This window comes from Pseudomonas sp. OA65, from assembly GCF_017498305.1.
GTDB lineage: Bacteria > Pseudomonadota > Gammaproteobacteria > Pseudomonadales > Pseudomonadaceae > Aquipseudomonas > Aquipseudomonas zanjanensis.
Genome location: NZ_JAGDEZ010000019.1, coordinates 105463 through 119159, shown reverse-complemented (window position 1 = coordinate 119159; position 13697 = coordinate 105463). Strand labels below are relative to the sequence as shown.

At 62.1% G+C, this 13697-nt stretch carries 10 protein-coding genes; all 10 read left to right on the top strand.

From position 1 onward, the window contains the following. Positions 1 to 537: 537 nt before the first annotated feature. The 10 genes from J3361_RS17665 (at position 538) to J3361_RS17620 (ending at position 13514) form a co-directional block, all read left to right on the top strand. Positions 538 to 1863, top strand: coding sequence for an FAD-binding oxidoreductase (locus tag J3361_RS17665; protein WP_186728307.1), 1326 nt, complete (start codon positions 538 to 540; stop codon positions 1861 to 1863). Between the two features lie 372 nt (positions 1864 to 2235). Next, positions 2236 to 2904 carry a haloacid dehalogenase type II gene (locus J3361_RS17660; protein ID WP_186705641.1) on the top strand — a complete coding sequence of 223 codons (669 nt, stop codon included), beginning with the start codon at positions 2236 to 2238 and terminating at the stop codon, positions 2902 to 2904. A gap of 36 nt (positions 2905 to 2940) precedes the next feature. After that, positions 2941 to 4215, top strand: a complete 1275-nt coding sequence (locus J3361_RS17655) for an FAD-binding oxidoreductase (RefSeq protein WP_207965655.1) — start codon at positions 2941 to 2943, stop codon at positions 4213 to 4215. Between the two features lie 83 nt (positions 4216 to 4298). Beyond that, complete coding sequence (locus J3361_RS17650; protein WP_207965654.1) at positions 4299 to 5945, top strand: ABC transporter substrate-binding protein; 1647 nt, start codon at positions 4299 to 4301, stop codon at positions 5943 to 5945. Positions 5946 to 5985: 40 nt separating this feature from the next. Continuing rightward, on the top strand, positions 5986 to 6942 hold the full coding sequence (locus tag J3361_RS17645) for an ABC transporter permease (RefSeq protein ID WP_186705759.1): 957 nt from the start codon (positions 5986 to 5988) through the stop codon (positions 6940 to 6942). After that, on the top strand, positions 6939 to 7814 hold the full coding sequence (locus J3361_RS17640) for an ABC transporter permease (protein ID WP_207965653.1): 876 nt from the start codon (positions 6939 to 6941) through the stop codon (positions 7812 to 7814). Before J3361_RS17645 ends, J3361_RS17640 begins: the two co-directional genes overlap by 4 nt. Before the next feature lies 1 nt (position 7815). Next, positions 7816 to 9657 (top strand): ABC transporter ATP-binding protein, encoded by a 1842-nt coding sequence (locus J3361_RS17635; protein WP_207965652.1) that lies wholly within the window; start codon positions 7816 to 7818, stop codon positions 9655 to 9657. After that, entirely contained in the window at positions 9654 to 10811 is a 1158-nt protein-coding gene (gene argE / locus J3361_RS17630) for an acetylornithine deacetylase (protein ID WP_207965651.1), read from the top strand. Before J3361_RS17635 ends, argE begins: the two co-directional genes overlap by 4 nt. A gap of 131 nt (positions 10812 to 10942) precedes the next feature. Beyond that, on the top strand, positions 10943 to 12400 hold the full coding sequence (locus tag J3361_RS17625; RefSeq protein WP_207965650.1) for an NAD-dependent succinate-semialdehyde dehydrogenase: 1458 nt from the start codon (positions 10943 to 10945) through the stop codon (positions 12398 to 12400). Positions 12401 to 12434: 34 nt separating this feature from the next. Next, the gene (locus J3361_RS17620; RefSeq protein WP_207965649.1) at positions 12435 to 13514 is read left to right on the top strand and encodes a tartrate dehydrogenase; all 1080 of its coding nucleotides are present in this window, start codon (positions 12435 to 12437) and stop codon (positions 13512 to 13514) included. Positions 13515 to 13697 lie beyond the last annotated feature (183 nt).

Here is a 13697-nt window from a genome sequence, read left to right as displayed (position 1 = left end):
CCGTTAACCACGCTGGCCGAACGCAGGCATTGCGCAGTGGGCAACCCGGCATGGATGCCGGGTTAGCCGCGCTGGGCCATGGATGGCCCTTCGCGGCGGCCCACGGAGCAATGCCGGAGTGAGGGCATGCCGAGCCTAAGCGAGGCACCGAGTGGTGGGGCAAGCCTTTTTTGCTTACTTTTTTTGGTGTTTGAAAAAAAGTGAGCCGCCGTAAGGGCGGAACCCTAAGTAGCCGTTACCGCAGCAACGGATATACACACAAAACCACGCCGCCAGGAACAAATACCAAAGCCCCCGCAAAGTCTGCTGAACACATCCCGCAAAACGGTGCTTTGTACCAGCCGACCTATACTTTTAACCGTTTATGCACGGTTTCTTGGTGTTGTAATAAACACCAGATTCAGCATGGCACTGATGCTTCCAGAACGGAGTAGCGGCTTGCCCTGGTCATACATCCTCAGTGCAAGCCCGATGCACCCGACCGGCTGAAGAAGATGCTTTTTTAAACGCCCCCGGCCCTCAATGGACATCCCCAAAATGCCAGCACCGTTAATCTCCGTAGAGACGCATTCTGAACTTCCGACACATGCTGACGTTGTCGTGATAGGCGGCGGTATTATCGGGACCTTCACGGCCTATTACCTGGCCAAGCGCGGCATGAAGGTCGCGCTGGTGGAAAAAGGTCGCGTGGGGGCAGAGCAGTCGAGTCGAAACTGGGGCTGGTGCCGCCAGCAGAATCGAGACGCACGCGAGCTGCCGCTGTCGACCAAAAGCCTGGATCTGTGGGAGCAATTCGCCGCGGAGACCGGGGAAGACACCGGATTCAGGAGATGTGGCCTGCTCTATCTGAGCAACAACGAAAAAGAGCTGGCCGGTTGGGCAAAATGGGGGGAATTCGCCCGTACCGTCAATGTGCAAACCCACATGCTGACGGCGGAGCAGGCCGCCGAACAGGGTCGGGTGACCGGCAAGCCATGGAAAGGCGGGGTCTTTTCACCAACCGACGGTACAGCAGACCCATCCCGTGCCGCGCCGGCGGTGGCGCGGGCCATCATCAAGCTGGGCGGCACCGTGCACCAGGGCTGCGCCGCCCGTGGCCTCGAGACTGAAGGCGGGCGGTTATCCGCAGTCGTCACCGAGAAGGGCACCATTCGCACCCAGCTCGCGGTGCTCGCCGGTGGTGCCTGGGCATCCTCTTTCTGCCGTCAATACGGCATTCGCTTTCCCCAGGCGTCCATTCGTCAAACGATCCTGTCGGTGTCCAAGGGCGCCAAGGAAATACCGGATGCGCTCCATACGGATGAAATCTCCATGACCCGTCGCGCCGATGGGGGGATGACGTTGGCCATCAGTGGCAGAGGGCGCGTGGATCCGACTTTGCAATTGCTGCGTTTCGCCCCGCAGTTCCTGCCAATGTTCCAGCGCAGGTGGCGCAAGCTGGCTCCCGGTGGCCTGGAGGGTTTCCAGTCGGGACACGAAGGCTTGGGTCGCTGGCGGTTGGACCAGCCAACGCCGATGGAGCGCATGCGAATACTGGATCCGAAAGCAGACGCCTCGACGGTTGAGTTGACTTACAAGCGCGCGGTAGACCTGATCCCGGCGCTGAAGGCGTCGTCGGTCACCGCAGCCTGGGCAGGCTATGTGGACAGCACGCCGGATGGCGTCCCCGGCATCGGCGAGATGGCCAGCCTCCCTGGCCTGGTGCTGGCGGCGGGGTTCAGTGGTCATGGCTTCGGTATCGGCCCGGGGGCGGGCCACTTGATCGCCGACATTATCTGTGACATGACCCCACTGGTCGACCCGCGGCCTTATCACCCGGACCGTTTCCAATCTTCGGCCTGGGGCAAGGTCGCGGAGTTCTGAGGACAAAGGATCTCCAAGCCACGACACCATGAACGGGCGCCTCCTCAAAGGGATGCGCCCGTTCTCGTTTTTGCAGGGGTAGCGCGGGCGTAGATTCTGCCGCATGCAGCGGTTCACGTGGTTCTTTGCGCACCATTTGCGCCCGTAATTCCCTTGAAAACGGCGCAAATGCCCGCGCTTGGCGCATCCCGCACAGTCTGCTGAGCAGGCCCCGAAAAACGGTGGTTTGTGCCAAGCGACCTATACTTTTAACCGTTTATGCACGGTCTCATGATGCTGTAATAAATTCGTGATGCAGCGTTGCACCCAGGCCTCCAGAACGGCGCAACTGCTTGCCCCTCATGACCTCAACCATCACTCAGGACTGCACTCATGAGCTTCCTTCGCCCCAAGTTCATTACCTTTGACTGCTACGGCACGTTGACCAACTTTCAGATGGGCACCATGACGCGCGAGCTGTTCGCCGATCGGGTCCCTGCCGAGCAGATGGACCAGTTCGTCAAGGATTTCTCGGCCTATCGCCTGGACCAGGTGATGGGTGACTGGCGGCCATATGATGAAATCCTCAAGACTGCCTTGGCCCGGGTCTGCAAGCGTTGGGGCGTCGAGTACAAAGGCGAAGGCCAGCTCTATTACGACGCCGTACCGACCTGGGGCCCCCATGCGGATGTACCGGCAGGCCTGTCGAAAATCGCCGACAAGATCCCCCTGGTGATTTTCTCCAACGCGATGGACGAGCAGATCATGTCCAACGTCGACAAGCTCGGCGCGCCTTTCCATAAAGTGTTCACGGCTCAACAAGCCCAGGCCTACAAGCCGCGCCTGGCCGCCTTCGAGTTCATGCTCGATAACCTCGGCTGCGGGCCGGAGGATGTCCTGCACGTCTCATCGAGCTTCCGTTATGACCTGATGTCGGCCGACGACATGAAGATCAAAAACAAAGCGTTCGTGGCTCGTGGTCATGAGCTGCCTGGGAACGTTGGCTACAGCTACCACCAGATCCCGGACATCGGCGGATTGGCCGGTCTGGTCGGGCTCTGAGTCTCTGGGCACTCTTCAAGGCATAAGGGGTTAGACATGGGCAGTGAGTCTTACTGGCTCGATACCGCACCGGCATTCACCGGTGCCCAGCTCGGGGCGTTGCCCGGGCAGGTCGACGTGGCCATCGTCGGGGGTGGTTTCACTGGCCTGGCCGCGGCCCGGGCCCTGGCCTTGAAGGGCGCCAATGTGGCGGTGCTGGAAGGCGGGCGGGTCATTGGCGAAGCCTCGGGGCGCAATGGCGGCCAATGCAATACCGGCGTTGCCCAGGACTACGCGGCACTGAGCGCCAGTCTCGGCGCCGATAAAGCACGCGCCTATTACCAGGCCTATGAAAGCGCCGTGCAAAGCGTTGTCTCGCTGGTGGAGCAGGAGCAGATTGCCTGCGACCTCAAGCGCAATGGCAAGCTCAAGCTGGCGGCCAAGCCGCTGCATTACGAAGGCTTGGCGCGCACCTGCGAATTGATCCGGCGGGAGGTCGATGCCGAGGTCGAGTTGCTGTCTGCCCAGGAGACCCGCGCTGAAGTCAATTCGGCCCAGTTCCATGGCGGCTTGCTGCAACGCAACGGCGTGCAGATGCATGTCGGGCGCTTCGGGGTCGGGTTGGCCGAAGCCGCAGCCCGTCACGGCGCGTTGATCTTCCAGGGCGTGTCCGTCACGGACTGGAAAGCCAGCGCCGGTGGCTATCGGGTCAATACCACCAAGGGTTCGCTCCACGCCACGCAGGTGCTGCTGGCCACTGGCACCTCCCAGCAGGGTGGGTTGGGCTGGTATCGGCGGCGGATCGTGCCCGTGGGCAGTTTCGTGATCGCCACCGAGGTGTTGCCCCAGGCGCTGATCGACAACTTGCTGCCGGCCCATCGCTCCTATGTCACCAGCCGCATGATCGGCAACTACTTTCGCCTGACGCCGGACAACCGCCTGCTGTTTGGTGGGCGTGCGCGGTTCGCCATGTCTGACAGCGTGTCGGATGCCAAGAGCGGCAAAGTCCTGCATGCGGCGATGGTGCAGATGTTCCCGCAGTTGGCTCACGTGAAGGTCGATTATTGCTGGGGGGGACTGGTGGACATGACGTCCGACCGACTGCCCCGGGCCGGCCAGCACGGTGGCATCTATCACTCCATGGGCTACAGCGGCCATGGCGTGCAGATGTCGGTGCACATGGGCCAGGTCATGGCCGACGTCATGGCCGGCAAGGTCGAGGCCAACCCTTGGCGCGAGCTCGATTGGCCAGCCATCCCCGGACATTTTGGCAAGCCCTGGTTCCTGCCCCTGGTCGGTGCGTATTACCGCCTTCAAGACTATTTGCACTGAGTGGCGGGGGACGCTTCACGTTTCAACACATTGCGTTAATCGCGAGCCATCGAGCCTTATCACTTCCGAAAGGTAGAACTGACATGACTGACAAAAAAAACAGTATCGATACCCAGCTGATAACAGGTACGGAAAGTCTGCGCATCTTCGAAGGGCTCAACCGCGGCATGTCGCGCCGCAATGCTTTGCAAATGCTCGGCTTGGCCGGCGTGACGGTGGCGGGCGCGGGTAGCCTGTTCGGCGCCGCCGGCAAGTTGTTCGCCGATGAGCAGGCCGCAACCCCTGGCAAAGGCAAGCCTGGCGGTCGCATCCGTGTCGCAGGCTCGACCAGCTCCACCGCCGACACCCTGGACCCGGCCAAAGGTTCATCGTCTACCGACTATGTGCGCCACTACATGTTCTATAACGGGCTGACGCGTTTCGACAGCCACATGGTGCCGCAACTGGAACTGGCCGAGCGTATCGAAACCACCGACGCCACGCTCTGGGTGATCAGCCTGCGCAAGGAAGTGACCTTCCACAATGGCAAGGCACTGACCGCTGCCGACGTGGTGTTTTCGTTGTTGCGGCACAAGGACCCGATCACCGGCTCCAAGGTCTTGCCGCTGGCGTCGCAGTTCGCTGACGTCAAAGCCGTCGGCCCCCATGAAGTGCAGATACAGTTGACCGGCCCCAACGCTGAATTGCCGTCGGTGCTTGCCGTTTCTCACATGCTGATCGTTCCCGAAGGCACCAGCGATTTCAGCCAGGGCATCGGGACCGGTCCGTTCAAGGTCAAGGAGTTCAAACCCGGTGTGCGCTCCATTGGCGTGCGCAATACCAATTACTGGAAACCCGGCTTGCCGTACCTGGACGAAATCGAATTCATCGGCATCGCCGACGAATCCTCGCGGATCAACGCCCTGTTGTCGGGGGACGTGCACATCGTCAACGAGGTCAACCCGCGCTCGACCACTCGCATCAAGGCCAGCGCCAAGCACCAGGTCATTGACTCACCGTCGGGCAACTACACTGACTTGATCATTCGTCAGGACCAGATGCCTGGCCAAAGCCCGGAATTCACCCAGGCCATGAAGCTGCTGCTGGATCGGGAACAGATCAAGTCGGCGATCTTCCGGGGCTACGCCAGGGTCGGCAACGACCATCCGATCGCGCCTGGTGCACGCTTCTACAACGCCGAGTTGCCACAACGGGCCTACGATCCGGAACAGGCCAAGTTCCTGCTCAAGAAGGCCGGCATGGCAGACATCAGCATGCCGCTGATGTGCTCGCCGGCGGCGACCGGCTCGGTGGACGTCGCGGTGTTGCTGCAGCAGTCCGCCAAGGAGGCCGGGCTCAAGCTCAACGTCAACCGCCTGCCGAGCGATGGCTATTGGTCCAACCACTGGGCCAAGCACCCGCTGAGCTTTGGCAACATCAACCCACGGCCGAATGCCGACATGCTGTTCTCGCAGTTCTTCCAGTCGAGTGCGCCGTGGAATGAATCCGGCTGGAAAAACGAACAGTTCGACCAGCTGTTGATCCAGGCCCGCGGTGAAACCGACGAAGCCAAGCGCGGCAAGATGTACGGCGACATGCAAGTGCTGGTGCATGAGCACTGTGGTATTGGCGTCCCGGTGTTCATCAGCAACATCGACGGTGCCGATCAGCGCGTCAAGGGCTACGGCGCCAACCCCCTGGGCGGTTTCATGGGCTACATGTTTGCCGAGCAAGTCTGGCTGGACGCCTGATGAACGTCGGGTTTGGGCCATATTGCATGAGGGTCGGATGATGAACAGCAACACACTCTGGTTGATTGGCCGCCGCCTGGGGGCGGCGGCCGTGACCTTGTTGATTGTCTCCATGGTGGTATTCGCCATCACGGCGGTACTGCCGGGAGACGCGGCGCAACAGGCGCTGGGGCAGTTCGCTACGCCAGAACAAGTGGCGGCCCTGCGGACGAAAATGGGTTTGGACCAGCCCGGTGTGTTGCGATACCTGCACTGGCTGACGAGCCTGCTCAGCGGTGACCTGGGCATGTCGATGTCCAACGCCATGCCGGTCATCGATCTGATGGCCGGCCGGGTCCCCAACACCCTGATGCTGGCGGCTGCCACCGCGTTGGTGTCGGTGCCTGTGGCCTTGGCCCTGGGCATCGGTTCGGCCATGGGCCGGGGCGGGCGCATCGACAGCTTCCTGAGTTTTTTCACCTTGACCATGGTGGCGGTGCCGGAATTCCTGGTCGCCACCTTGGCGGTGCTGATCTTCGCGGTGAACCTGGGCTGGTTGTCGGCGCTGTCCTACGCCAGTGACATCACCTCACCCTGGCAATTCATGCGCACCTACGCATTGCCGGTCATGACGCTGTGCTGCGTGATTGTCGCGCAAATGTCGCGCATGACCCGGGCGGCGGTGATCGATCAGCTCGACAGCCCTTACGTGGAAATGGCCCGGCTCAAAGGCGTGAGCAATATCCGCATCGTACTTCGGCATGCCTTGCCCAATGCCATCGGCCCCATCGCCAATGCCATCGCCCTGAGCCTGTCCTACTTGTTGGGCGGGGTGGTGATCGTCGAAACGATCTTCAACTATCCCGGCATCGCCAGCCTGATGGTCGATGCCGTGACCAACCGCGACATGGCCCTGGTCCAGGCCTGCACCATGTTGTTTTGTACGGCGTACCTGGCGTTGGTCTTGATTGCCGACCTGTGCGCGATACTGTCCAATCCGAGGCTGAGAAACCAATGAACAACCTCATTGTGAAGTCCCCGACGGCGGCCGTTGCGCTGGGGTTGGGCAAAGACGCCCACGCCAAGTCCTGGCTGGGCCTGGTCGGTGCTGCGATGTGTGTGATCTGGTTGCTGGTGGCCATCTTCGGCCCGTGGCTGGCGCCACATCCGGTGGGGGAGGTGGTCTCCGACAACGTGTTCGACAGCCTCAGCGCCACGTACCCGTTAGGCACCGATTACCTGGGCCGCGACATGCTCAGCCGGATCCTCGTCGGCGCGCGCTTCACCGTCGGCCTGGCGTTGGTGGCCGCGGTGTTGTCCAGCACCCTGGGAACCAGTCTGGCACTGTTGTCGGTGGTGTCGCCCAAGTGGCTGGATGAGTTGATCAGTCGCCTGATGGACGCGTTCATTTCGATCCCCAGCAAGATGCTCGCGCTGATCATGGTCTCGGCCTTCGGCTCCTCGGTCACCTTGCTGATCTGCACGGCGGTGTTGAGCTACACCCCCGGCGCGTTCCGCATCGCCCGCAGCATGGCGGTGAATATCGAGGCCCTGGAATACGTGCAAGTGGCCCGTACCCGGGGCGAGCGCCGACTGTACATCGCTTGCGTGGAAATCCTGCCGAACATCCTCAACCCGGTGCTGGCGGACCTGGGCCTGCGCTTCGGTTTCATCGTGCTGCTGCTCAGTGGCATGAGTTTCCTCGGGCTGGGCGTGCAACCGCCGGATGCCGACCTGGGCTCGCTGGTGCGCGAGAACATCGGTGGGCTCAATCAAGGTGCGCCGGCCATCGTGATTCCAGCACTGGCCATCGGCACCCTGACCATCGGCGTGAATCTGTTCATCGACCGGTTGTCGTCGCGACGTAGCCGACGTTCGGGAGGTCATTGAAATGAGCGAGTTGATTCGAGTACAGGACCTGCGCGTGGTCGCCTGTGGCGAGCGCGGTGAGGTGGACATCGTCAAGGGCGTCAGCTTCTCCCTGCAAAAGGGTGAAGTGTTGGCGTTGATCGGCGAGTCCGGTTCCGGCAAGACCACCATCGCCCTGGCGCTGCTCGGTTATGCCCGGCGCGGGTGTCGGCTGGCGGGCGGCGTCGTGCAAATCGGCGAGCATGACATGCTGGCGTTGGGCGAAGGCCAGTTGCAGAAGTTGCGCGGCAATCGGGTCTCCTATATCGCCCAGAGCGCTGCAGCAGCGTTCAACCCGGCGAAAAAACTCATCGACCAAGTGGTGGAAGGCGCCCTGATTCATGGCCTGGGTAGTAGCGCGGAGCTTGAGGCCAAGGCCATCGAATTGTTCCGCGACCTGGCCTTGCCAGATCCTGAACGCATCGGCCAGCGCTATCCCCACCAAGTGTCCGGCGGGCAACTGCAACGGGTGATGGCGGCCATGGCGCTGATCAGCGATCCGTTGCTGGTGGTGCTCGACGAGCCGACCACGGCCCTGGACGTGACGACCCAGATCGATGTACTGCGGGCCTTCAAGCGAGTGGTGCGTGAACGGGGGGCCACGGCGGTCTATGTGTCCCACGACCTCGCGGTGGTGGCGCAGATGGCTGACCAAATCGTCGTGCTCAATGGCGGCGAAATCTTCGAACACAGCGCCACGGCGCCTTTGCTCAAGGCCCCGGCCCACGAATACACCCGCAGCTTGTTGGCAGCGGCGCGGCCGGACACGACGATCCGTCCGCCGAGCGACGTCGCCCAGGACACGCCACTGCTGACCATCCAGGGGCTGACCGCCGGCTATGGCAACAAGAATGCCCAGGGCATGCCAGCCATTCGCGTATTGGAAGACATCGACCTGACGGTTCGCCGAGGCCAGGCCATTGGCGTCATTGGCGAGTCGGGTTCTGGCAAATCGACCCTGGCACGGGTCGTGGCCGGATTGCTGGTGCCGGCCCTTGGCGGGCTGACCTTCGATGGCCAGCCCCTGGGGGGCAGCCTGTCGTCGCGCACCCATGAACAGTTCCGACGCATTCAAATGGTCTTCCAGAATGCCGATACCGCCCTCAACCCGATGCACAGCGTCAGCACGATCCTGAGCCGTCCGCTGAAGATGTATTTCGGCCTCAAGGGCGCGGCGTTGCGCGAACGTATCGGCGAATTGCTGGACCTGGTGCGTTTGCCGCGCACGATGGCGGACCGACGCCCGAACGAACTGTCCGGCGGCCAGAAGCAACGGGTCAACCTGGCCCGGGCCTTGGCGGCCAAGCCGGACCTGATCCTCTGCGACGAGGTGACGTCGGCGCTGGACACCGTGGTCGGCGCGGCGATTCTCGAACTGCTGCGCGATCTGCGCCAGCAATTGGGAGTGTCTTATCTGTTCATCAGCCACGACATCTCCACCGTGCGCGCCTTGTGCGACGACATCGTGGTGATGTACAGCGGGCACAAGGTCCAGGCCGGTAGCCGCCAATCCTATGCCGAGGCGCCGTTCCATCCGTATACCGACCTGTTGATCCATTCCGTACCGGAGCTGCGCCAGGGCTGGCTGGAAACCTGCGGGGCAACGACCTGCCAGACGCTGCCGCCCGTTGGCCCGAAAGCCAACGTGCCCGGGCTGTGTACCTTCCTCAGTCGCTGCCCGGTGCGGGTAGACGGGCTGTGCAATTGCGTCGCGCCGCAGCGGCGGATGATTGTCGGCGGCAGCGAAATCCTCTGCCATCACGACAGCGCCGAACTGATGAAAACCCAGCAATCGAACAATCTGACCGTGGCGGCGTACGCATGAAACCCCGTGTATTGGAAATTCTCAAACGGCTGATGGCCTTCGATACCGTCTCGTCGGAATCAAACATGGCCTTGATCGAGTACGTGCGCGATCTGCTGCTGACCAAGGGCATCGAGTCGCTGATCGTCCAGGATGAAAGCGGCCACAAAGCCAATCTGTTTGCCAGTACCGGCCCCCGGGACGTGCCGGGGATCCTCCTGTCCGGTCATACCGACGTGGTGCCGGCGGCGGGGCAGGCCTGGACCGTCCCGGCGTTTGAGGCGACGGTGCGGGACGGGCGGATCTATGGCCGGGGCAGTTGCGACATGAAGGGGTTTATCGCACTGGCCATCGACGCCATGCTCGATGCCAGCGAGCAGCCATTGAGCCGGCCATTGCAACTGGCGCTGTCCCATGACGAAGAGATCGGGTGCGTAGGGGTGCGTCGTTTGCTCGATGTGCTGCACCTGGCACCGGTTCGGCCGTTCCTGTGCGTCATCGGCGAGCCGACCAACATGCAGTTCGTGCTCGGGCACAAGGGCAAGGGTTCCTACCGCACCTACTGTCGCGGCCTGGAAGCGCATTCCTCACTCGCACCGCGTTCGGTCAATGCGATTCACGTGGCCTGCGATTTCATCGCCGCGCTGCGCCAGAGCCAGCAGCAGTTGCAAGAACAGGGGGCACGGGATACCGATTACGACGTGCCCTACAGCACGGTGCATGTTGGCCAGATTGTCGGCGGCAAGGCGCTGAACATCGTGCCCAACCTGTGCACCCTGGATTTCGAGGTGCGTAACCTGCCGGCGGACGACCTGGACGGGTTCCTCGAACAGATGCGCGAGCGAGCCGAATTGATCGTGAGCGAAGCCAAGAAGCTTTCCAGCGTGGCCGCCATCGAAATCGAGACCTTGAATGTCTACCCGGGCCTCGATACCCATCCGAGCATCGAAGCGGTGCGTTTCCTGAAAGACTTTGCCGCCCCGGACACCGGCACCGCCAAAGTCTCGTTCGGCACCGAGGGCGGGTTGTTCAAGCAACGTTTGGACGTGCCGGTGGTGGTCTGCGGTCCAGGCTCGATAGAACAGGCGCACAAGCCTGACGAGTTCATCGAGATCAGCCAGCTCGTCGCTGGCGAGCGTTTTCTGCAGGGGCTGTTGGGCTCAATGCGCGTTTGATCGCGTCACGGTAAAGCCTGCCGTCGAAGACTGATTTTCAGCATTCGACGGCTGTAGGACCGGCGTTTTCAGCATCCTCATCCATGGCGACTCAATAGACTGGAGACTGTCTCAGAACAGGACTCCACGCCATGCTCAAGAATCGCCTGAAAGACCCCAGCCTGCTGGTAGAACTCGCTTACATCGACGGTCAGTGGGTCGGTGCCGACAGCGCCGCGACCCTGGACGTCATCAACCCGGCCACCGGCGAAGTGCTCGCCCGGGTACCGGCAATACAAGGCAGCGAAACCCGGCGCGCCGTCGAAGCCGCCGACCGTGCCTGGCCGGCCTGGCGTGCACGTCCGGCAGCAGAACGGGCGGCGCTGCTGGATCGTTGGTATCAGGCCATGATCGACAACCTCGACGACCTGGCGTTGATCCTGACCTGCGAACAGGGCAAGCCGCTGGCGGAGGCCCAGGGCGAGATTCGCTACGGCGCCAGCTTCGTCAAATGGTTTGCCGAGGAAGCCCGACGGGTCTATGGCGAAACCATCCAGGCCCCCAGCGGAGACCGCCGCTTGCTGACCCTCAAGCAACCGGTCGGCGTTTGCGCCGCGATCACCCCGTGGAACTTCCCCAACGCGATGATCACCCGCAAGTGCGCGCCGGCCCTGGCCGCCGGCTGCACGATCGTGGTCAAGCCGTCGGACCTGACCCCGCTGTCGGCCTTGGCCCTGGCGGTGCTGGCCGAGCGGGTCGGCATTCCGGCCGGGGTGTTCAACGTCGTCACTGGCATGCCTGTCGGCATTGGTGAAGAGCTGACCGGCAACCCAACGGTGCGCAAGCTTTCCTTTACCGGATCCACTGCGGTCGGTCGGCTGCTGATGCGCCAGAGTTCGGAGCACATCAAGCGCTTGAGCCTGGAGCTGGGGGGTAACGCGCCGTTCATCGTGTTCGACGACGCCGACCTGGAACAGGCGGTGGCCGGCATTATGCTCAGCAAATTCCGCAACGCCGGGCAGACCTGCGTCTGCGCCAACCGGATTCTGGTGCAGGACGGGATCTACGAGCGCTTCGCCCAGCGCCTGGTGGAGGAGGTGGGCAAGCTCAAGGTCGGCGATGGCCTGAAGGATGGCGTGAACATAGGCCCGCTGATCAATGCGGCGGCGGTCAGCAAGGTCGCTCGACACATTGACGAGGCGTTGAGCCAGGGCGCGCGTCTACTCTGTGGTGAGATTCCCCAGGGCGACAGCCAGTTCGTCCAGCCGACCGTACTCGGCGAAACCCACGCCGGGATGCTGCTGGCCAACGAAGAAACCTTCGGCCCGGTGGCGCCGCTGATGCGCTTTGGCACTGAAGAAGAGGCGCTGGCCTCGGCCAACGCAACGCCTTATGGCTTGGCCGCGTATTTCTTCACCCAGGACCTGCGCCGCTCATGGCGGTTCGGCGAGGCGTTGGAGTTTGGCATGATCGGTCTCAATACCGGGCTCATTTCCATGGACGTCGCGCCCTTTGGCGGGATCAAGCAATCGGGCCTGGGGCGTGAAGGCAGCAAGTACGGCCTGGACGAATTCCTTGAAGTCAAAGCCTTCCACATGGGTGGGTTGTGATCCGGTCAGCGTTTGAAGAGAGGAGGCACGGTTGATGAGCAAACCATTCAGAATTGCCGCGATTGCCGGCGACGGCATTGGCAAGGAAGTCTTGCCGCAAGGGTTGCGGGTATTGGAGCAGGCCGCAAAGAAATGGCAATTGGATTTGAGCATTGAAGTGCTCGACTGGGCCAACTGCGATTATTACCTGGAGCATGGGCAGATGATGCCCGACGACTGGTTCGAGCAGCTCAAGGGCTTCGACGCGATTTATTTTGGCGCCGTGGGCTGGCCGGACAAGGTGCCCGATCATATTTCCCTGTGGGGTTCGCTGTTGAAGTTTCGTCGGGACTTCGACCAGTACGTGAACATTCGCCCGGTGCGACTGTTTCCCGGTGTGCCGTGCCCGTTGGCCGGGCGCGAAGCCGGGGACATCGACTTCGTGGTGATCCGCGAGAACACCGAGGGCGAATACTCCTCGATCGGCGGCAAGATGTTCGAAGGCACCGAGCATGAGTTCGTGCTGCAGGAGTCGGTGTTCACCCGCCGTGGCGTGGACCGGATTCTCAAGTTCGCCTTCGACCTGGCCCAGACCCGGCCGCGCAAGCGCCTGACCGCGGCGACGAAGTCCAATGGCATCTCCATTAGCATGCCGTACTGGGACGAACGCACGGCCCTCATGGCGCAGCAGTACCCGGACGTCACCTGGGACAAGCAACACATCGACATTCTGTGTGCGCGCTTCGTGCTTCAGCCTGATCGTTTCGATGTGGTCGTGGCGTCGAACCTGTTTGGTGACATCCTGTCCGACCTCGGGCCGGCCTGCGCTGGCACCATCGGCATCGCGCCGTCGGCCAATCTCGACCCGGAGCGACGTTTTCCCTCGCTGTTTGAACCGGTTCATGGTTCGGCGCCGGATATCTATGGGCGGAACATCGCGAATCCGATTGCGATGATTTGGTCCGGGGCCTTGATGCTGGATTTCCTTGGCAATGGCGATGAGCGTTATCGTGCGGCTCATGATGGGATTCTCAGGGCTATCGAGCAGGTTATTGCCGAGGGGCCGATTACGCCTGATCTGGGCGGACAGGGGTCTACTCAGGAGGTGGGTCAGGCTGTGGCGATGGCGCTTTGATTGGCTTGCCCGCGATGAGGCCGGCAAGTCCGACATCCATGTGACTGAACCACCGCCATCGCGAGCAGGCTCGCTCCCACAGGGGGGCTGCGGTGTACGCGAAATTTGTGTACGCCACCGGTCCCTGTGGGAGCCGGGCTTGCCCGCGAATAGGCCAGCAGGCCCAGCATCCATGTGACTGAC

What these genes read in the sequence shown, in the direction of transcription:
- J3361_RS17640 (WP_207965653.1), top strand. Translation starts at nt 6,939, where the DNA reads ATGAACAACCTCATTGTGAAGTCCCCGACGGCGGCCGTTGCGCTGGGG.
- J3361_RS17660 (WP_186705641.1), top strand. Translation starts at nt 2,236, where the DNA reads ATGAGCTTCCTTCGCCCCAAGTTCATTACCTTTGACTGCTACGGCACG.
- J3361_RS17665 (WP_186728307.1), top strand. Translation starts at nt 538, where the DNA reads ATGCCAGCACCGTTAATCTCCGTAGAGACGCATTCTGAACTTCCGACA.
- J3361_RS17620 (WP_207965649.1), top strand. Translation starts at nt 12,435, where the DNA reads ATGAGCAAACCATTCAGAATTGCCGCGATTGCCGGCGACGGCATTGGC.
- J3361_RS17635 (WP_207965652.1), top strand. Translation starts at nt 7,816, where the DNA reads ATGAGCGAGTTGATTCGAGTACAGGACCTGCGCGTGGTCGCCTGTGGC.
- J3361_RS17645 (WP_186705759.1), top strand. Translation starts at nt 5,986, where the DNA reads ATGAACAGCAACACACTCTGGTTGATTGGCCGCCGCCTGGGGGCGGCG.
- J3361_RS17650 (WP_207965654.1), top strand. Translation starts at nt 4,299, where the DNA reads ATGACTGACAAAAAAAACAGTATCGATACCCAGCTGATAACAGGTACG.
- argE (WP_207965651.1), top strand. Translation starts at nt 9,654, where the DNA reads ATGAAACCCCGTGTATTGGAAATTCTCAAACGGCTGATGGCCTTCGAT.
- J3361_RS17625 (WP_207965650.1), top strand. Translation starts at nt 10,943, where the DNA reads ATGCTCAAGAATCGCCTGAAAGACCCCAGCCTGCTGGTAGAACTCGCT.
- J3361_RS17655 (WP_207965655.1), top strand. Translation starts at nt 2,941, where the DNA reads ATGGGCAGTGAGTCTTACTGGCTCGATACCGCACCGGCATTCACCGGT.